The organism is Heyndrickxia shackletonii (assembly GCF_001420715.1).
Taxonomy (GTDB): domain Bacteria; phylum Bacillota; class Bacilli; order Bacillales; family Bacillaceae_C; genus Margalitia; species Margalitia shackletonii.
The window spans coordinates 782,190-799,642 of sequence record NZ_LJJC01000004.1 but is presented as its reverse complement, the minus strand read 5'-3'; the positions used below and the strand labels follow the sequence as shown (position 1 = coordinate 799,642).

General features: G+C 37.1%; 19 protein-coding genes, 2 pseudogenes and 1 riboswitch. Of the genes and pseudogenes, 5 read left to right on the top strand and 16 right to left on the bottom strand.

Features of this window, described 5'->3' with window-relative positions; translation table 11 throughout:
* Nucleotides 1–81: 81 nt before the first annotated feature.
* On the bottom strand, nucleotides 82–1,278 hold the full coding sequence (locus AN964_RS03990; RefSeq protein WP_055738468.1) for an MFS transporter: 1,197 nt from the start codon (nucleotides 1,276–1,278) through the stop codon (nucleotides 82–84).
* Nucleotides 1,279–1,779: 501 nt separating this feature from the next.
* Here AN964_RS03990 and AN964_RS03985 point away from each other — a divergent pair.
* Nucleotides 1,780–2,235: a MerR family transcriptional regulator gene (locus tag AN964_RS03985; RefSeq protein ID WP_055738467.1), complete on the top strand. Its 456-nt coding sequence runs from the start codon at nucleotides 1,780–1,782 to the stop codon at nucleotides 2,233–2,235.
* 410 nt (nucleotides 2,236–2,645) lie between these two features.
* On the opposite strand, the gene AN964_RS03980 is transcribed toward AN964_RS03985, so the two are convergent.
* Entirely contained in the window at nucleotides 2,646–3,017 is a 372-nt protein-coding gene (locus tag AN964_RS03980; RefSeq protein WP_055738466.1) for a DUF4430 domain-containing protein, read from the bottom strand.
* A 485-nt stretch (nucleotides 3,018–3,502) separates the two neighbouring features.
* Nucleotides 3,503–4,039 (bottom strand): hypothetical protein, encoded by a 537-nt coding sequence (locus AN964_RS03975; RefSeq protein ID WP_437177108.1) that lies wholly within the window; start codon nucleotides 4,037–4,039, stop codon nucleotides 3,503–3,505.
* 128 nt (nucleotides 4,040–4,167) lie between these two features.
* On the opposite strand from AN964_RS03975, the gene AN964_RS03970 reads away from it, so the two are divergent.
* A complete protein-coding gene (locus AN964_RS03970; protein ID WP_055738464.1) occupies nucleotides 4,168–4,761 on the top strand; it encodes a TetR/AcrR family transcriptional regulator in 594 nt (197 codons plus the stop codon).
* Between the two features lie 106 nt (nucleotides 4,762–4,867).
* On the opposite strand, the gene AN964_RS03965 is transcribed toward AN964_RS03970, so the two are convergent.
* The 4 genes from AN964_RS03965 to AN964_RS03950 form a co-directional block, all read right to left on the bottom strand.
* Nucleotides 4,868–5,809: an NAD-dependent epimerase/dehydratase family protein gene (locus AN964_RS03965; RefSeq protein ID WP_055738463.1), complete on the bottom strand. Its 942-nt coding sequence runs from the start codon at nucleotides 5,807–5,809 to the stop codon at nucleotides 4,868–4,870.
* Nucleotides 5,810–6,239: 430 nt separating this feature from the next.
* Entirely contained in the window at nucleotides 6,240–6,938 is a 699-nt protein-coding gene (locus AN964_RS03960) for a YqeB family protein (protein ID WP_055738462.1), read from the bottom strand.
* Nucleotides 6,939–7,598, bottom strand: a complete 660-nt coding sequence (locus AN964_RS03955; protein ID WP_055738461.1) for a TetR/AcrR family transcriptional regulator — start codon at nucleotides 7,596–7,598, stop codon at nucleotides 6,939–6,941. It lies immediately after the preceding gene.
* 321 nt (nucleotides 7,599–7,919) lie between these two features.
* Entirely contained in the window at nucleotides 7,920–8,168 is a 249-nt protein-coding gene (locus AN964_RS03950) for a GNAT family N-acetyltransferase (protein ID WP_055738460.1), read from the bottom strand.
* Between the two features lie 250 nt (nucleotides 8,169–8,418).
* A riboswitch (guanidine-I (ykkC/yxkD leader) is annotated at nucleotides 8,419–8,515 on the top strand.
* A 67-nt stretch (nucleotides 8,516–8,582) separates the two neighbouring features.
* Between AN964_RS03950 and AN964_RS03945 the strand changes: the two genes are divergently transcribed.
* Together AN964_RS03945 and AN964_RS03940 are read left to right on the top strand one after the other, a co-directional pair.
* Nucleotides 8,583–8,924, top strand: a complete 342-nt coding sequence (locus tag AN964_RS03945; RefSeq protein ID WP_055738459.1) for a DMT family transporter — start codon at nucleotides 8,583–8,585, stop codon at nucleotides 8,922–8,924.
* Complete coding sequence (locus AN964_RS03940) at nucleotides 8,924–9,238, top strand: DMT family transporter (protein WP_055738458.1); 315 nt, start codon at nucleotides 8,924–8,926, stop codon at nucleotides 9,236–9,238. Before AN964_RS03945 ends, AN964_RS03940 begins: the two co-directional genes overlap by 1 nt.
* A 279-nt stretch (nucleotides 9,239–9,517) precedes the next feature.
* Here AN964_RS03940 and AN964_RS03935 read toward each other — a convergent pair whose 3' ends face one another.
* The 4 genes from AN964_RS03935 to AN964_RS03920 form a co-directional block, all read right to left on the bottom strand.
* A complete protein-coding gene (locus tag AN964_RS03935) occupies nucleotides 9,518–9,889 on the bottom strand; it encodes a GntR family transcriptional regulator (protein ID WP_055738457.1) in 372 nt (123 codons plus the stop codon).
* Nucleotides 9,889–10,542 carry an ABC-2 transporter permease gene (locus AN964_RS03930; RefSeq protein WP_055738456.1) on the bottom strand — a complete coding sequence of 218 codons (654 nt, stop codon included), beginning with the start codon at nucleotides 10,540–10,542 and terminating at the stop codon, nucleotides 9,889–9,891. Before AN964_RS03930 ends, AN964_RS03935 begins: the two co-directional genes overlap by 1 nt.
* Nucleotides 10,535–11,389: an ABC transporter ATP-binding protein gene (locus AN964_RS03925; protein WP_055738455.1), complete on the bottom strand. Its 855-nt coding sequence runs from the start codon at nucleotides 11,387–11,389 to the stop codon at nucleotides 10,535–10,537. The genes AN964_RS03930 and AN964_RS03925 overlap by 8 nt, the downstream gene beginning before the upstream one ends.
* 296 nt (nucleotides 11,390–11,685) lie before the next feature.
* On the bottom strand, nucleotides 11,686–11,958 hold the full coding sequence (locus AN964_RS03920; protein ID WP_055738454.1) for a DUF2277 domain-containing protein: 273 nt from the start codon (nucleotides 11,956–11,958) through the stop codon (nucleotides 11,686–11,688).
* 92 nt (nucleotides 11,959–12,050) lie between these two features.
* On the opposite strand from AN964_RS03920, the pseudogene AN964_RS03915 reads away from it, so the two are divergent.
* Nucleotides 12,051–12,584 (top strand): annotated as a pseudogene (locus AN964_RS03915) (aminotransferase class I/II-fold pyridoxal phosphate-dependent enzyme); the annotation flags it as partial.
* Nucleotides 12,585–12,732: 148 nt separating this feature from the next.
* Here the strand turns inward: AN964_RS03915 and pdxR are convergent.
* From pdxR to AN964_RS03890, 5 genes and pseudogenes are all read right to left on the bottom strand, one after another.
* Nucleotides 12,733–14,142 (bottom strand): MocR-like pyridoxine biosynthesis transcription factor PdxR, encoded by a 1,410-nt coding sequence (pdxR, locus tag AN964_RS03910; RefSeq protein ID WP_055738453.1) that lies wholly within the window; start codon nucleotides 14,140–14,142, stop codon nucleotides 12,733–12,735.
* A complete protein-coding gene (locus AN964_RS03905; protein ID WP_055738452.1) occupies nucleotides 14,135–15,367 on the bottom strand; it encodes an MFS transporter in 1,233 nt (410 codons plus the stop codon). Before AN964_RS03905 ends, pdxR begins: the two co-directional genes overlap by 8 nt.
* A 479-nt stretch (nucleotides 15,368–15,846) precedes the next feature.
* Nucleotides 15,847–16,104, bottom strand: coding sequence for a hypothetical protein (locus AN964_RS03900; protein WP_235950622.1), 258 nt, complete (start codon nucleotides 16,102–16,104; stop codon nucleotides 15,847–15,849).
* A gap of 91 nt (nucleotides 16,105–16,195) precedes the next feature.
* Nucleotides 16,196–16,498: pseudogene (locus tag AN964_RS03895) on the bottom strand (Tn3 family transposase); the annotation flags it as partial.
* Between the two features lie 11 nt (nucleotides 16,499–16,509).
* A complete protein-coding gene (locus AN964_RS03890) occupies nucleotides 16,510–17,307 on the bottom strand; it encodes an HAD family hydrolase (protein ID WP_055738450.1) in 798 nt (265 codons plus the stop codon).
* Nucleotides 17,308–17,453 lie beyond the last annotated feature (146 nt).

Genomic DNA, 17,453 nt, shown 5'->3' with positions numbered 1-17,453 from the left:
CAAAATTTTAACAAATTCGGCAAATTATCAATGAAGCCCCCACCTCCCTTTAGGACTCTACTTCTCATACAATCCTTTAAATCAAGCCGCGTCGGACAGGCGGGTACGTAAAGCGGACCAGATAATGAGCCCAGCGATGGTAATGACCAGAGCAGCGACCATAATCGCGGTCCAACCACCGAATGCCCAAAGTGGACCAGCAATGACCGAACCTATCGCACCTCCAAGAAAGTTACTCACTACGATAGCTGTGTTCAGACGGCTTCGTGCAGAACCAGGAAGAGCGAGGAGACGGGTCTGTCCCAGAACAAGGTTGGTCTGCGTGGCGATGTCTAAGACAATGATAACGATGATTAGCCCAATGATTAAACTTTTCACTACCAAAGCCGCAACCAGTGACAATGCGAGTAGTGCTAAGGCTCCTCCAGTAGCAGGAACGGACCAGCCACGGTCGTGCAAGACACCAGCACGCCTTGCAGCGAGTGCACCAGCCAAGCCAGCAAGCCCCAAGAGCCCAATCTGACCAGCCGAGTAGGAGAACGGCGATGCCGTCAGCAAATAGGTCAGTGATGTCCAAAACAGCGAGAACACGGCGAAGTTCGCTGCAGAAATGACCAATGTCGGAGGCACTGCACGATGACGTGCCACGGTTGTGAATACCGATCCTAAAAGACGTGGGTAGGATATACGTTCGCGTGGTTCGAGTTGCGGAATAATTTTGTACAGTATGATAGCAAGAATAATTGCTACACCTGCTGCTAATCCAAAGATCGCCCTCCACCCAATAAGATCGGCTACTAAGCCGCTAATAGTGCGTGAAAGTAAAATACCGATTAGAGCTCCCGAAGCGACCGTGCTGACTATTCGCCCACGTCGCTCAGGCTCAGCCAGTTCACTGGCTAATGGAGTCAGAAGCTGTGCAGAGACAGTGGTCAATCCTAAGCCGCCGAGCGCTGCTAGTAGGACGGAGAACGTCGGTGCTATTGCGGAGACTATAAGCATCACTGCTGATAGACTCAGAATCAGTGGAATGAGTCGGCGTCGGTTGAGAACATCGCCCAGCGGAACGAGGAGGAATATCCCTAGCGCGTACCCGAACTGGGTGACGGTCACCAGCATCGCTGCGCTAGATGATGAGACGCCGAGAGATGTGGCGATGATTTCGAACAGTGGCTGGGACAAATAGAGATTGCCGACTGCCAGCCCTGAGGCGACCGCAAAGATAACTGTTTTCGCAAGGGTCATCCGGCGGTCGGACTTGATAGATTTTTTTGACATAGTTGAACCTCCTTCTAATCTAGCTGCTAAATTATTACAATGAAATTGTGAGAGTATCGTCGAATACTATCACAACTGTTTCATTCACTTTCTTTTATATTTCGTTTAGCGCTGCTTTCCCTATTAATGGCTCTTACTTTTCATGACTTATCATAGGGTTTTAAAATGCCAGTCTTAAACAATTATAAGCATACGATCTTCGAGTAACACGAAGTCAACAGTTTTGATTTTTTTTCATGCCTCCAATGTTATTCACCATTGTAAGATTGTTCGGATTCCTCTTTGTTTTACATGATTTATCATGTGAATTTAATTTCAGAACATTGAACAATTAAAATCATACAACCTTCGGGTAACACGAAGTCAATAGTTTAGATTTATTTTTCATGCTTAGGGATTTACAATTTTACGAGTACAAAGTATTATTACTACTATCATCTTCGAGTAACACGAAGTCATTTTTTTATTTAACTATACAAAGTGAAAATGGGGAGGGTTTATATGTACACTGTGAAAGAAGTTGCAAAACTACTAGACCTAACTGAACACACCATTCGTTACTATACTGATAAGGGATTAGTTCCAAGTTTACAGCGTGATAAAAATAATAATCGAATTTTTAATGACGCATCCATACAATGGCTTTCAGGTGCAAAAAAATTAAAAAAATGTGGTATGTCAGTGGAAGACATCAAAAAATATGTAGACTTGTGTTTGGAAGGCGGTTCTACCATTCAGGAACGTTATGAAATGATTTTTAAGCAAAAAGAAATTGTTCTATCCCAATTAGAAGAAATAAAAACAATGGCAGAGTATATTACTAATAAAGAAAAACACTACCGTGACATTATAAATCAAGTGATCCCGGATGATACCAATCCTGCCTATTGGCAAAATGATAAAAATGTCAATTCATCCTGCCCATTGATAAAAGATAAAATGCCGATTGCTCATTAATTATTGCAATTGTAATGGTATACTACTATGCTGTTATGAAATTGTTCAGTATTAAAGAAGAAAAGTCGATGTTCCTAATAGGAAGATCGACTTTTTTTCTCTTCATATCGATTGCCGTTACCTCTTGCCATCCTGACACACCTCGTTATAGTTGATATTTTTATTATAACAATCTGTGTCTACTATTTAGTCTAGCATCAGAGTCCTCAACAAGGTATTCTATTGTCCACAATGAATTTTTACTAACCTGCCCTTTACTTCAATAAGAAAAAAGCATCCCTTATTTAAGGAATGCCCGTTAGTTCGATAGATGTATGTTCCGCAATCTCGAATACATTTCCAAAGGGATCTTGAAAGGCTGCATACTTATCTTCAGTAGGTATTTTTCGTGTAAAAATGAGCAGTTCTGTTTATTTCATTATCTCTTGTTTATCGAGATCCCTTAACGCCCATGTTAAAATATTATTTGCGTAAAGTTCTACATCGTCTGGTGAAATTTCAACAAATTTACCATCAATAAATGCAGCCCAATGGATGTTTTCTGTAGGTTTTTCAACCAATCCATTGATTCCTGTAATCATACCGTTAGTTTCCGTCACATCAAAGTTGTTCTTGGTTATGTCGTATATATTGTCTCCCTCTTCAAATGTTATATTTTTCTTTACTATAACTTTATTGTTTTGATCCATAATCTGAACAACGCCAGTTACTTCAACTGCATATGCTGGATTTACAAGCAATAAAGCAAACAAAAAGGGGAGTGCAAAAGCAAGTTTGTACATAATATATCCTCCTCATTTTTTCTTATTTTTTCCTAATGTCATCTAATTATGTCAATAAAAACACCTAACAAGTTGTTAGGTGTAATTTCAAATATATATAGAATTTACTAAACAAATTTGTTTGCCGGTTATATGCAGTTAAAAATTATTATGAAAGCATCCTTGGATATTCAACAATTTAGTATAGTACCCTTAAGGATTGGATAATAGAGTTTAGAGTTTCGTGGATTCCCTACTTCTACGATTCTTCCGAGGCATTTAGCCTTATTTAACTAACTGTCCCGTTGAATATGGTTTTAGATATAACCCAAAATTTAGCGATTAATAGTGTCAGTAGAAACACAAAGCAGAAAAATGGGTTTACAGTTGTAAATCCGTCTTTTCCTGATGGTATCCTTATTGATTTTTTATTGTTTTTCTACTTTATACCGTCTTCAAGTTTTTTCAAGAACAAAGAGACTGCCACTACCTTACTCCTTCACCCATTAACTTCCCGATGAAATCCCCTTTTCCTTTGGGGGCCAAATAAAATAAGTAATCGCAATCAGCAGATCTATCCCTAAAACCAGCGACCAAATTTTTGCTATTCCGCTTAACGCTTCTGTTCTTGATGTATCATTGATCCAAAAGATCAATCCAGCTAATATTCCAACACCGATTATATAAGCTACAAGATGTCTGATCCAACCTTTAAAGTAGTGCTTTGAGTATTCGATTCCGTAACGTTTTCTAGGTTTTTCCCCTTGTTTTGTTACATAATATTGAAAGCGCTGATCTGCCCACCCAATCATACTTTTACCGAATGCAATGGATACACCTATATAAACAGCAGCAATTGCATGTGCTTTGGTCGCGGCTTCACCTCGGTATAAATCAATTCCTGCTGTAATTAATAAAATTACATCAACTAACGGAGTCAGTGCTAAAAGAATCATTCCTAACCGTTTTTGCTTGAAGATATATCGAGCCACCAACCCTAAAATAATGACAACCCAAAACGCAATTTCACAAAAGACAATCATCCAACCAACACTGCTCAAAAAAACACCCCTTTTTTTAATACATCCGTATTATTTAAGGAAAGTATACCACTCCCGTTTAAATAATACAATTGTATTATTTAAACTAATATTTGTGTTAAAATAGGGTTATGCCTAAAATAGTTGATCATGATTTAAGAAAAAAACAAATTGCAGAAGCTTCATGGAGAGTCATTCTAAAACAGGGAATGGAAGGAGCAACAGTTAGGAATATAGCAAACGAGGCTGGTCTCTCATTAGGTGCTTTGCGTTATTATTTTTCTACTCAGGATGAGTTACTGGAATATGCTATGAATCTTGTTATTGAAAGAGTAACAGAACGAATTAAAAAAATTGCCCTGAAAGAATTGCCTCCAAAAGAAAAAATTTTACAAATCCTACTGGAGTTTGTCCCAACTGACTCTGAAAAGATGGCGGAAATGGAAGTATGGTTTACGTTTGTAGGTTATATTAGACATAAAAAAGATGTTTTTGATGCACAATATGACGGAATTTATCATGGTCTCCGTAATTTAATACACTATATGGACCAAGAGAAACTATTGCGGAAAAACCTTAATACAGAACTTGAAATTGAAAGATTATATTCGTTGGTTGATGGTACCGCTATGCATGCATTATTAGACCCTGATAGGTTGGAAAAGGATCGAATCTATCAGTTATTTGTTTATCATTTAAATTCAATCTGTATTGATGAGATTTAAAAGTCGTTTTAAACCACAGGCCTTCCTGCGGTTTAAAACGACTAATAAAAGGCTGCATCATAGCAGCCAAATCTTTAGTATTAGTAAAAGTAAGAAGATAAAATAATTATTCTGGTGCATTCGCTAATTCCCAGGTAATCGTTTGCTGAATTCCCTCTTCAAAAGGAACGATTTCCTTATATCCAAGCTCATCTCGAATTTTCTTTGAACTGATGACCAGATGCTGTTCCGGATTGAAGCCATCCAAAACAACTGCAGCTTCGTCAACAAGGATTTGACCGTCCCATTTGTAGTGCTCCTTAATCGTTTTTACCCATTCTAATTCAGTAAACGCAAAATCTTCAGCAACATTATAAATTTGGTTTGCAGCCTTAGGATCAACACTGGCCAGTGTAATGGCATGGGCTACATTTTCAACAAATCCGCGAGATGTTCTCCACTTTGCTTCCGTTGAATGTAAGGTTATTTCATTGCTGGTTTTCATTGTCTTTAAATACTGGGATAAACGGAATTGACGGTCATTAGGGCCATATATCATAGGCAGTCTCAATACCGTCGATGGTACAGAACTATTCCTCATAAACTGCTGTTCCACTAGGATCTTATCATAGTGATATTGCCAATCATCTTCCTTTGAAATAGCTCTGTATGGATAAATGACAGTCCGAACGGGAGATTCCTCTGTCATGATATCTGTCGTAAATTCACCCTTTTCAATGCCAATCAATCTGCCATATGCCTGATAAACATCAACACTGCTTAAAGCAACGAATCTTTTGGTAACATCTGAAAAAGATTCTATGACATCAATCGCATCCTGTTCCGAATATGGGAACATATCAACCAACACATCGATGGAAAGATGCTGAATTTGTTGACGCAGGTCTTTCAAGTTATTGCGGTCTCCGATAATCTCATTCACTGAATCTGGTAATGTACAATTTGTTTGGCCACGATGAAAAATCGTTACATTATGTCCCAATTTCACCAACTGTTTCGTCACATAAGGACCTAAAAATCGTGTACCGCCAATGATCAATACATTCATCTTCTCACCTCTAAAAATGGTTGATTTCTCTGTGTAAAGAGATTATATAAACGTCAAAAATGTTACCCATACCGAACCAGTATTTCATTATTTTCTATATTATAAGATTAAATTGATAAATCAGTTTATTTTAATCATAAAGGGAGATTTACCGGTTTTCAAGATATTTTTCTATCTTACTTAAGGGGATATATTGGTTCTTTTCGCAAAGATAGGAGATTTCAAAGTAGGGGAACAGTTATAGTAGGGTTGCCGCCCTTAATAACCGTTGGAGTCCTCTTTCATTCTGTTCACATGTATTTACTTAATACTATTATTTTATGATGAAACACCCTGAATACGATTCTGCAAAGATTAAAACAAAAAAGAGCCGCGAAGCAGCCCTTTCTTCAACTAAAGCGTCTGTATGTGGAATAGACAATAACCATTCTTATATCTTTTTTACTTTTCGCCAGTATTGCTTCGTTTCTTCATCACGTACGATATACCCAAGTTTTATTAATTCATTTCGAAGGTCTTTTATATCTTTAACGTCCCTTTTTTGCATTGCAATTTCTCTCGCCCTTAGTAAAGCATTGGCAGTTGGTGACATATCGGGCGTATCCTCCACCCATCTTCTATACTCATCATTAAACGGATCCCCCTCAGATGACCAGGAGTAACCATGTTTCTTGAAGCTATCAACGACTTTTTTAGGGGATTCATCAATTTTTTCCCGTGCAAGTTCATATCCTGATTTCCCGAGGATCACCAGTTGTTTTCCATCTAAGAAAACAATGTCAATCTCTTTTTGTCCGATTGTCTGTTTGTGTCCATCTTTATCGAGTTGCACTGCTTCATCGCTTATCGTGACAACAAGAATCTCCTTCACTGCGATTGAGGCAATCACTAGCCCTACTATTAAGCCTACAAGTGCTATAATCATATCCACCCAGAAACCATTAAATGAATGGATTAGTTTCAATGGCCCCTCAAACGGCACCCATGGAAGTTTTAAAGCCCACGTTGCTATTCGCGGTAAGAAATAGCCCAGTAAAAGCCCTAGTGCTCCAAACCCTGCATACAGGACGAATCCTGTAGTTGCAGAAAATCCGATGACTGTTTTTGGACTAGTTGACGAATTCGTCATCTAGTTCACGCTCCCTTTGTTTAAGGTTTCCTTTTTCTCAGTGTTAAGGACGGCCTTCTCAACAATATTTACGAGTTCACTACTATATGTTTCTAGATCAACCTTCTTTGTGATCGCAGTGTTAAGCATATACTCTCCAATTGCACCTCGAATCAGATTACACATAACATCTACATTAAAATCCCCAAAGACTCCTTGTTTCTGACCATCACGCAGTATTTGTTGAAGTTCATACAAGACCGGGTCTTCTTCCTCATCACTAAGCTTATAGTACGGAATGTTATCAGGTGTTCTTGCATTAAAAACAATTTCTAATAATGCTATGTTATGTTCGTGATGGGTTCCTTGATAAGCTAAACTTGCTGAAATAAATGCATTGAGTTTATTTCTTGGAGTATCTTCTTTATTTACCCTTTCCAAGATATAGGAACTAGACCTTTCTATAAGTTTGATTAGTAATTGGTTCATCAAATCGTTTTTATCGGAAAAGTGATAAGAAATAAGTCCTGTACTTATTCTCGCCTTCTTAGCAATCTGAGCAAGGCTAGCTTTTACATAACCGATTTCATCAAGTGTATGAATCGCTGCATCAATAATTTGTTCACGTCTTGCTTCAGCGATAAACGATTGCTTTCTTTCCTCATTGTTATCTTTCTTCAATAAAATCACTCCTAAAGAAAATTGATTGAATGACCATTTTTTTATTTGATTGATTAATCAAATTTTATCATAAAAAAATTTGAAGTCAATACATTATGTTCATAATATTTTCCAGTTTCTTTGAAAGTTAAATCACAATCTCGGGGCCATTTTATCCTTATTAAGCTGTCCCGCCATGTTAGTACAAGAAAAAGGTTGATACGCAGTGTCTTTGTTATGGGACTCGGCCGTTTTTTCACTCCCTCTGCCCAATTTTATGTGACCCTTTTGCAAGGCCATTTGCTCTCTCCACATATTCTTTCGAACTGCGTATCAACATGTCTATGAAAAAGTTCTAGATGATTCATATTCCCTTCTCAATATAGACATCACAGTAAGGGACTCATAAGCTTTTCCATTCCTGATGCATTCTCTTAAAGTACCCTCAACATGAAACCCCTGCTTTTTATATGCCCTTGACCATGGAATGATGAATGAAGCATTTTCCTCTTTGTTTTCTAAGTTGCAAACGAAATCAAGATCCGCTATTGTTGTATAATCTAATCTTATTACCTCTGACTCTTGAAACACCGTAATCACTCCTATTATTACTCCCTAATCCTATTTTATTTTTTCATTTATATATGTACACTTCAGAAGTGTTCTTTATTTCATAATCAATTGTGAAGCTAAACAGTTCAGCTTTATATATTATTCCTCATTTTATCACTCTTTTTTTAGCCTTTGTTTGCTATTGAAAGAACATCACCTTTATTTTCAAAGTGATTTTTTGGTATTGAAGTTATTTGCTATCTGTGTAATATTATAGTTAATTGTATATTTAAAAGTTTTCTAGGGTTCCGCAACTTACAGTTGGTCTGGTCCGAGAGAAAACTCACAGCATTGCTGTGTCACGGAGGGATAAAAGCCTGGGAGATACTGTTTACAGTTGTCTCCTGGGCTTTTTTGTTTTTTGCTAAAAATAACATTGGAGGTGCTTTTTATATGAACAAAAACTGGGTTAAAGTATTGGTTGCTGCATTTTTTGAGGTTTTTTGGGTTATTGGATTAAAACATGCGTATGACTTTTGGACATGGAGCGGAACAGTTATTTCCATTATCATCAGTTTTTATGCCATGATCATGGCCGGAAGGAAACTTCCCGTGGGAACTGTTTATGCTGTTTTTGTGGGATTAGGTACTGCGGGAACTGTTTTTTCGGATATTGTTTTCTTTGGAGAACCATTTAAGCCAGCAAAAATCATATTGATTTTGGTTTTATTAGCAGGGGTAATTGGATTGAAATTAGTTACGAGTGACAAGGTTGAAAAAGGAGTTGATTCTTAATGGCGTGGATTTCTTTAATTGCGGCTGGTTTATTCGAAATGTTTGGAGTTACCATGATAAATAAGTTACATAGAGATCGTAATTGGAAAGCATTCATACTGCTAATTCTTGGATTTGGAGCAAGTTTTCTTTTTTTGGCATTTGCAATGAAAACTTTACCAATGGGTACCGCATATGCCATTTGGACTGGAATTGGTGCATCTGGTGGAGCAATATTAGGAATGATTTTTTATGGTGAGTCAAAAAATTGGAAAAGAATCATTTTTATTGCAATGGTTTTAGGATCAGCCATTGGTTTAAAGCTAGTCTCATAAATGGATTTCTTATCGAGAGAGAAGAAAATTAAAAGGTTTTTACCTTAATAGTTTTAACATCACAAATAGAATTGTAGATTTTATTCTGTTCAATAGATGCTTATTATTGTAAAACAATTAATAAAAATAGCACCAAAAAGGTTCCTTGATGAAGGGACCTTTTTTATATAGTTCTGGATATGAAAGTGCAGATCGTGAGAGGAGAGCAAGAACAAATATGGTTGGCCACTCAACTCCCTCCCACCAAGTAAAAAACTTATTTCGACTATAGCGTCTTATTTAACCTGTATAAGCCTTTTTCAGTAGCTCCATAACCTCTTCTATTGTGAGACCAAAGGATTTATAGTAGGAGATGTCGTTAACCATTTGCTTCAAGACCATTTCGTTGCGTATTCGCAGCATCTCATCGGATGAGAATTCGGCTACAAAGCACCCTTTACCGGTAATGGTGTTTATCAAACCGCATCGTTCGAGCTCTTCCCAAGCTTTCTTAACGGTAATGATACTGACACGAAGTTCTTTAGCTGCTTGTCGAATTGGTGGTAAGCAGTAACCGCCTTCTAACTCGCCTTTCAGAATTTGGGCGCTTATTTGTTCGAACAGTTGCTGATAAATCGGTTTTTCAGATGAATTCGAAATCGCTACGTTCATTATATCTCCACTTTGAGGAATCGTTTGACCGCAATTTGATAACCAATTACTGTGAAGACAATAAATATCAAGATTCCTACAATCATTATGGATGTTTGAAGCATCACATTGTCAGCACCGCTGCCATTGAAAATGTTGGATACAAAAGAATTCTGGATTCCGAGCCATTGTGCAGCTACAGCAAAAAGCATAGCGGCTGTTATCGATACAAGCGTTGCTTTCCCAAATGTATATGCAGTCTTATAATACATGGATATAAAGAGGATGTTGAAGATTGCTAACATAATGAAAACTAATCCCCAAAAACCCATGTGAGGCGCAAAGAAATGGTAGTGCATATTGGAGTATAAGCGAATTGTTATCATACCATAGATCATGGCAATCACAATATGCAATAATTCCAGGATGACAATAACAGTGACCCTAGCCTTCACAATGTCTTTCTTCGTTACAGGCATCATAGTGGTGAATATCAAATCGTTCTGAGCTTTATATGCGCCAAACACATTCGGTATCGTGACCCAATAAAAATACATAGGGACGATAAAATATATCCAATCGGGAATAAGCATTAAAGCACCCATCACTAAAGGGAATAAAAAAAACATGGGATGTACGCCTATTTTTAAATCTTTCATCACTAAGTTATACATTCATATCCTCCTTTTTAGCGAAGTAAATCATGATTTCCTCAAGACTTGGCGTTGTTGCTTTAATATCCAGAGAAGGGTCGAAGTCATGGGAATGGATCAGTCCCGTAAAGCCGAACGAATTTACTTTATAAGAAATAAGCTGCTCTTTCACCTCATTCAACTGACTTTTGCTACCGTTCAGTAGGAGGTACGATTCCATAAATTCTTCTTTTTCAGAGCTATGGACAATCTGGCCATTTTCTATAAAGGTAATAAAGTCTGCACATTTTTCCAAGTCGGATGTAATGTGAGTGGAGAAAAGAATACTGATTTCACCATTTGATACAAGATCTTGAAAGATATCCAGTAGATTATCTCTTGCAACCGGATCAAGTCCACTTGTCGGTTCGTCAAGGATAAGAACCTTCGCCCCATGAGATAAGGCTATGGCCAAACTATACTTCACCTTCATTCCCGTCGATAATTCAATGATTTTTTTGCTTTCATCCAATTTGAACTTTCGTAAATAGTTGTAATAGGTATCATCATCCCAATTTTTGTAGAACTTCTTAATCACATTGGTCAATGTCTTTATTTTGCTGCGAGTATAAAAGTCAATATCGCCAAACGCGTAACCAATTTCCTGTTTCAATTCAATCTCATGTTCAACAATATTTTTACCCAAAATCCGTACCTCACCGCTATCAAGATGAAGCATGTTCAAAATCGATTTAATGGTGGTTGTTTTTCCCGCGCCATTGGCACCGATAAAGCCCATTATATAACCCTTTTCCAGTTGAAATGATACATCCTTTAACTCGAAATTAGGATATTTCTTATTTAAATTTCTAACGTCTAATGCCAGCATGCAGAACCTCCTTATCAAATTGTGCATATCGTATATACACAATATATCACTGGAGTATTTATTAAGTCAACAATCAAATTTTCCAATGGATTGGTACAACTTGTATCATTATCATGATTTTCTTGTTGGCTTTTAATAAAAATTCATCTTTAAAGACTAATCAATTTTCTAAAAATGAAAAGCCCCTCCGAATTAGCTAGTTTTGCTAAAGAGGGGCTTCTTACTAAAGAAAATCGCCCGATTGCGGGATAATGAAAAATTCAAAAAAGCTTTCCCTTTTTCTATTCTTTAGTCCTCTAATTTGTTCCATACCTTTTAGCTGCTCTGATACCAGCACGCTCAGCTTCGACCTCACGATTGCGTGGCTCGGTATTGGTTACCAGTGAGTTCAATAGATCTCTACTAACCATTGCAATCTCATTAACTGCACGATTAAACGCCTCCTCGTTCGCCTTTGAGGGCTTGTTATAACCCGTTATCTTTCTTACATACTGAAGAGATGCTGCGCGAATCTCTTCATCGGTAGCTGGTGGGTCAAAATTAAATAATGTTCGAATGTTTCGGCACATAACTTACTCCTTTTTGTTTTTATTAAACGCTCTTTTTTCCAATAATACTTTACAAGACTATTTCGGAAATGATTGGTTCATCTTGAGAAATTTCATTACAGGGATTGGACCCTGAACGTGTATTATCCATTGGTTCATTCAGCAAAATCTTATCACCCGCTCTCAGAATGGGATATTTGATTCTACCTATACAGCTCATTGAACAGTGCCGGAAGCTAAAATGGTTTTCGGATCTGCATACGCCTTCTTTAGATCAGCTTATCCTTGCACGTTTTATAAAGGAAGGCCATTTGAAACGGCATATTTCAAGAATGAAGAAGACTTATAAATGCCGGAGAGATTTTCTTATCAATTGTTTAAAAACAACATTTTCGAATAAGATTAATATTTTGGGTGACTCCACAGGCTTACACCTCATGGTTGAATTTAAGGCACAACATTTTTCAAAAGAATTACTTGAAGAAATTGAACAATTTGGAGTTAAAATTTATCCAGTTGAAGAACATGCAATTGAAAAGGGAAAATATCCTAATCAAATTATTTTGGGTTATGGACATCTAAACAATGACGAAATTGAAGAAGGTATAACTAGACTGTTTCAAGCAATAAATAAGGGTAATACTTAAAAAATAAAAGTCGATTGATCCTGAACGTAAAGGAAATCGACTTTTTTATGAGATCAGGTACTTAGCGTACGATTTTTTTAAAACGGGACCCCAATCTGTGGAACAATCTTGTGAAACAAGAAAATTCGAGGAGTGACAGGCACCCTTTCTAATTGAACCAGGTGTTGTAAAGAACCGAGATCCCCTTTTCGATTTGATCAATCGACATTCCTCCAAAACCAATTAAAAAGACGGGATGCTTAAATGGGTTGTTCTCTTTTCTGTACCAATAATCACTTAAGCTATCTAGGTGAATGTTCGCATCCCTTGCCTTTTGAAGTAAAACTTGCTCACTTTGATTTATGATTACCTGCATCACAATATGTAGACCCGTTTGGCCTTTTAGCACGATCGCTTTTTCTTTGAAACACTTTTTAATCGCTTTTAAGGTAACTTTGTATTTTTTCTTATATATTTCTTTCATCCGGAATCGATGCTGTTCCCAATGCCCGTCCCTCATGAATAATTCAAGTGTTTTTTGTGCGATTCTCGATGTTGTTTGCTGTAATTCAAATTGACTATGATGATATTTTGCAAGTAAATGCTTTGGCAAAACGATATAACCTATATTTATGGCTGGCAGTATTGTGCCATGGAAGGTGCCCATATAAATGACACGTTCGTGTTGATCCAAATTTTGCAAAGAAGGGATTAACTCGCCTGAGTACCGATACTCTGACAAGTAATCGTCTTCAACGATATAAGCGTTGTGCTGAACTGCCCATTTAAGTAAATGAATCCGCTTTTGAATTTTCATAATGTTGCCAAACGGGAATTGAAAAGAAGGCGAAGTGAATACAAGACTTGCTCCTGACCTTTTCAAATCTTCTTCATTCATCCCATCACCTTCAATGACAGCAGGTGCAATGTTGCATTCAAAGCTTTCAAAGATATTGGTAGCGTGAGGATATCCTGGCTCGCCAACTGCAACCGTCTTTCCGCGAAGACCAATAAGATTGCAAATCATCCAAAGTAAAATTTGCGAATGTGACCCAATAATAATTTGCTCCTCAGAACAACGAACCCCTCTTGAATTCCTGACATACGATGTAATTTCCCTTCTTAACCCAAGCTCACCTTGTGAATTTCCTGTATTAAAAATATGATTGGTTCCATAACTCAAGACTTCATTTGTTAGTCTTTTCCACGTTGATATTGGAAAATTTTCTACATCGACATGATCTATATTAAAATCATATTTATAATTACTCTCAACCTTTTTTTCTACTGTTAAGACTTCATTGCCTTCATGTGTATTAAAATACCCTATATCTATCTCTTTGACGTAATGTCCGCTTCGTGGCTTGCTTTCAATTAACCCTTCTATAATAAGCTGGTCATACGCTGCTTCAAGTGTGGTCTTATTAACCTGCAATTGCTCTGACATTTTTCTAATAGAAGGCAGTGACGTATTCGTTAGTATGTTTCCTTCTATAATTTCTTTTTTGATGCCTTTATAAATTTGAACGTATAAAGGCTCTCGAGAATTACGATTTATAGTTATGAACAACTCATTCATGTTTTTCTTCTACTTTCTCCTTTCGAATAATGAGCATAAAAAATAGAGAAAGGCTGCATATGAGCAATATCGAAATAGCCATGATTACAAAACTAAAATGAATTCCCGTCCAATCAATCATAAACGCTGCCAATAAGCTAGCTCCCGCTTCGCCAATAAAAGCGATTGTTGATAATGCACTAAACACTTTTCCCAGCTGTTCTTCGGGTGTATATTTCTGAATCATTAACACCATGGGAAGGTCTATAAAGGCTTCCGCTACTCCAGTGAATAATGCGATAATTGCTGCAATCAAAATGGTTGGTGAAAGTCCGACACCCATTAAGCCAAATCCCCATAGGATGCAACCAACCATGATAAATTGCGGATAATTCGATTTTATTTCCAATTTTCCTAATAGAATAGCTCCAGTTGCATTTCCAGCCGCAAAAAGTGTCAGAATCAACGAAAATCCTTTCGCTCCCATTTGCCACTGTTGGTCGGAAATAATAGGGAGTCCGAGACGTTCCATACCAGTAAAAAATAGCAATACAACGCCAAATGAGACAATAGACAGAAACATCATTCTTTTTGTCTGTAATAACGTGAACATCTCTTGCAATTCCTTTAAAACACGAATTTTTTTAGAGTTTTTCTCCCGCTCTACTTTCAAAGATATCACAAATACGAGTGGGATGAGAGATAAAATGCAAATGAAAAAAAATATCCATTCCATTGAAAAAGATGCTATTAAAATACCCCCAATAACAGGGGCTAGCGACCTTGATAACTGAAGAATTAATTGAAAAATAGAATTCCCTTTTAGCCATAACGACTCTGGCAGTGTGATTGATACAAGACTTCTGATCGCAGGGCTGTAGAAGCAGCGAAACGCAACGATTAGAAACGATGCTACTGCTATATACCAAATAGATTCAATATGAAGCATATAAGAAATAAGAATGGTAAATAAAATGAATCCAGTGCCAACTTGATTCCAAATAATGATTTTTTTCTTGTTCCAGTTATCCGCATACACACCCCCAATGAGACCAAACAATAAATACGGAACCGCACTACTTTGAACGACAATGGCAGCTTGTAAAGTCGAATCTGACATTTTATATGCTAGCCAATAAAGTACAACTTGAAATATAACGAAACCAAATCCCGACAACATGTTTAGAACCAATACAAATAAATAATTATGATATTTAAGCAATTCTTTATAGCCAGTATCCTTCATCTAACCCTTCCTCTCTTCATATCCACTTTAAATAAAGTTGAACACCGAGAAGCGGTTCACTTTTTGATTTTTTTACCGGGTCAGATTCCAATGTTTACTTGAAATTTTTTTCCAATTGATATCGATGCAGTTAGTGATTTAGCACTGTTTGGGATACTAGTAAGTCAATATGAGTCTATTTGCCTCGGTTTATTCGTTTTTTGGAGTAGAAAACCCTGCTTTCACAACTGGACTATCATGCCAAAACTTGGATTTAGACATTGTTTATCAATACTAAATTTTAACTGCTATTTTCGTTTTTGTTTGGATACAGCTTCCCGCTGCAGATGGAATCAATGGTTCGTAGAGGGGTGCGGTTCGCCCCATGTATTATTCGCAGGATGATCGGACTATTTATTCTTGGAACCGTGCATGCTTTACTTTTTTCATGGCGATATCTTAAGACTTTATGCTGTACTAGGTCTAATTCTTCTCATGCTTCAGAGATTACGGCCGCGTACTGCACTTATCTTGGCTGATGTGTTCATTGGCAGTACTGCCATTCTCATTACTGGAAAGAGAAATTCTTCAATCCATTTATCCGTCATTTCATCCTCCAAGGGACACTCTAAACCCTTCACATTAGCTTTCTCAATGACCTCTGTTACCTTTGGGCGAAAGTTACCCGTACTTGCGGCGATGCCTCTCAGACTGATGTTGTCATGATGTATTTCCAATATCCTTCGATAATGAATCAAATAAAAAAACTCCTATAGGGGTACCGTCAGGAAAATGCGGATTTACAACGCTAAGCACATTTTCGGGACGATTCCCCCTTTTTTAACAACGTTAAGAAAATTTCAATGGTCTTAAAGAATCTAATGAGACTATTTTCTCGGGATTAAAATGGTATTCTCCTAGCAAATTAATATGTTCCCAACCTAGAGGCGACATATGGTGCAATAATTCTTCATTAAAACTACCAGCCTGTTTTTGATATTCAACTGCCTTTGTTAGATGTAAGGTATTCCATATACTGATGGCATTATTGATAATGTTTAAGGCACTGGCCCTTTGCAATTGATGCTGTATGGTTCGTTCCCTAAGCTCACCTTGTTTTCCAAAGAAAATGGCTCTTGCCGATCCCCCCACTCATGATCACTTTATTGTAGTGATAACATACTAATAATCGTTTTTAATACAGCGTCTTCCTCATTTGAACGGGTAATAAAATTTGCTGCATCTTTTAATTCTTGCACTGCATTTCGGACAGCAAAACTGAATTTACCGCAAGCCATTAGCTCTAAATCGTTATAGCCATCACCGAATACCATTGTTTCCTCAGAAGTAATATTTAATAAACGCTGTAGGTGTTCAACCGTAGTACCTTTATGAACATTGACATTCGCTATATCGATCCAAGCAGCATCCGAAGCAACAATATAAGCGGATTCAAAAAACGGAGATAATTTTTCTCTGGTTTCAAAACAATGAAACGAAGGATCATGAATAGTAATCTTAACAAAGTCATCTACTATTTCATTAAAATCAGAAACTTGCCTTACTTGAGCATAAGACATCCTGACAATAGCTGCTTCCTCTTGAGGGATAGTATCTTTTATTACTGCACCATTTCTAGTACATGCAATAATAGTATGTTCCAAGCTTATTTCCTCAAGTAAACGGATAATTTCCAGTCCTAACTTATTACTTAGCAGAGATTCATAGACGAATTCTCCGTTATGCTTGATTCGAGCTGCACTATCACCTAAAATCCATAAATCATTGGCATCGTCACCAAATAACTCTTCTACTCGTTCACATTGCTTGCCAGTAACTGGAGCAAAAGCAACTCCTTTTTCAGTCATTATCTTTTTAACTTCCTTGTACAAATCCCTATTAAAGTCACCGCTGTTATTCAAGAAAGTTCCGTCCATATCCGTTAACACTAATTTAATCATGAGATTCTCCCCCCAATGTTAAAAAATCTATAACGATTATCTATACTATAACTGGATTAGGAAAGTCGGAAAATACTCTTAGAGCATCCTGTTTTTAATACCAAAGGAAGTCACCTGTTACAAAAATGTAACGGCATGTAACTTAG

Excerpts from the sequence above, each read along its gene's own strand:
- AN964_RS03990 (WP_055738468.1), bottom strand. The coding sequence starts at position 1,278 with ATGTCAAAAAAATCTATCAAGTCCGACCGCCGGATGACCCTTGCGAAA.
- AN964_RS03985 (WP_055738467.1), top strand. The coding sequence starts at position 1,780 with ATGTACACTGTGAAAGAAGTTGCAAAACTACTAGACCTAACTGAACAC.
- AN964_RS03980 (WP_055738466.1), bottom strand. The coding sequence starts at position 3,017 with ATGTACAAACTTGCTTTTGCACTCCCCTTTTTGTTTGCTTTATTGCTT.
- AN964_RS03975 (WP_437177108.1), bottom strand. The coding sequence starts at position 4,039 with ATGATTGTCTTTTGTGAAATTGCGTTTTGGGTTGTCATTATTTTAGGG.
- AN964_RS03970 (WP_055738464.1), top strand. The coding sequence starts at position 4,168 with ATGCCTAAAATAGTTGATCATGATTTAAGAAAAAAACAAATTGCAGAA.
- AN964_RS03965 (WP_055738463.1), bottom strand. The coding sequence starts at position 5,809 with ATGAATGTATTGATCATTGGCGGTACACGATTTTTAGGTCCTTATGTG.
- AN964_RS03960 (WP_055738462.1), bottom strand. The coding sequence starts at position 6,938 with ATGACGAATTCGTCAACTAGTCCAAAAACAGTCATCGGATTTTCTGCA.
- AN964_RS03945 (WP_055738459.1), top strand. The coding sequence starts at position 8,583 with ATGAACAAAAACTGGGTTAAAGTATTGGTTGCTGCATTTTTTGAGGTT.
- AN964_RS03940 (WP_055738458.1), top strand. The coding sequence starts at position 8,924 with ATGGCGTGGATTTCTTTAATTGCGGCTGGTTTATTCGAAATGTTTGGA.
- AN964_RS03935 (WP_055738457.1), bottom strand. The coding sequence starts at position 9,889 with ATGAACGTAGCGATTTCGAATTCATCTGAAAAACCGATTTATCAGCAA.
- AN964_RS03930 (WP_055738456.1), bottom strand. The coding sequence starts at position 10,542 with ATGTATAACTTAGTGATGAAAGATTTAAAAATAGGCGTACATCCCATG.
- AN964_RS03925 (WP_055738455.1), bottom strand. The coding sequence starts at position 11,389 with ATGCTGGCATTAGACGTTAGAAATTTAAATAAGAAATATCCTAATTTC.
- AN964_RS03920 (WP_055738454.1), bottom strand. The coding sequence starts at position 11,958 with ATGTGCCGAAACATTCGAACATTATTTAATTTTGACCCACCAGCTACC.
- pdxR (WP_055738453.1), bottom strand. The coding sequence starts at position 14,142 with ATGAATGAGTTGTTCATAACTATAAATCGTAATTCTCGAGAGCCTTTA.
- AN964_RS03905 (WP_055738452.1), bottom strand. The coding sequence starts at position 15,367 with ATGAAGGATACTGGCTATAAAGAATTGCTTAAATATCATAATTATTTA.
- AN964_RS03890 (WP_055738450.1), bottom strand. The coding sequence starts at position 17,307 with ATGATTAAATTAGTGTTAACGGATATGGACGGAACTTTCTTGAATAAC.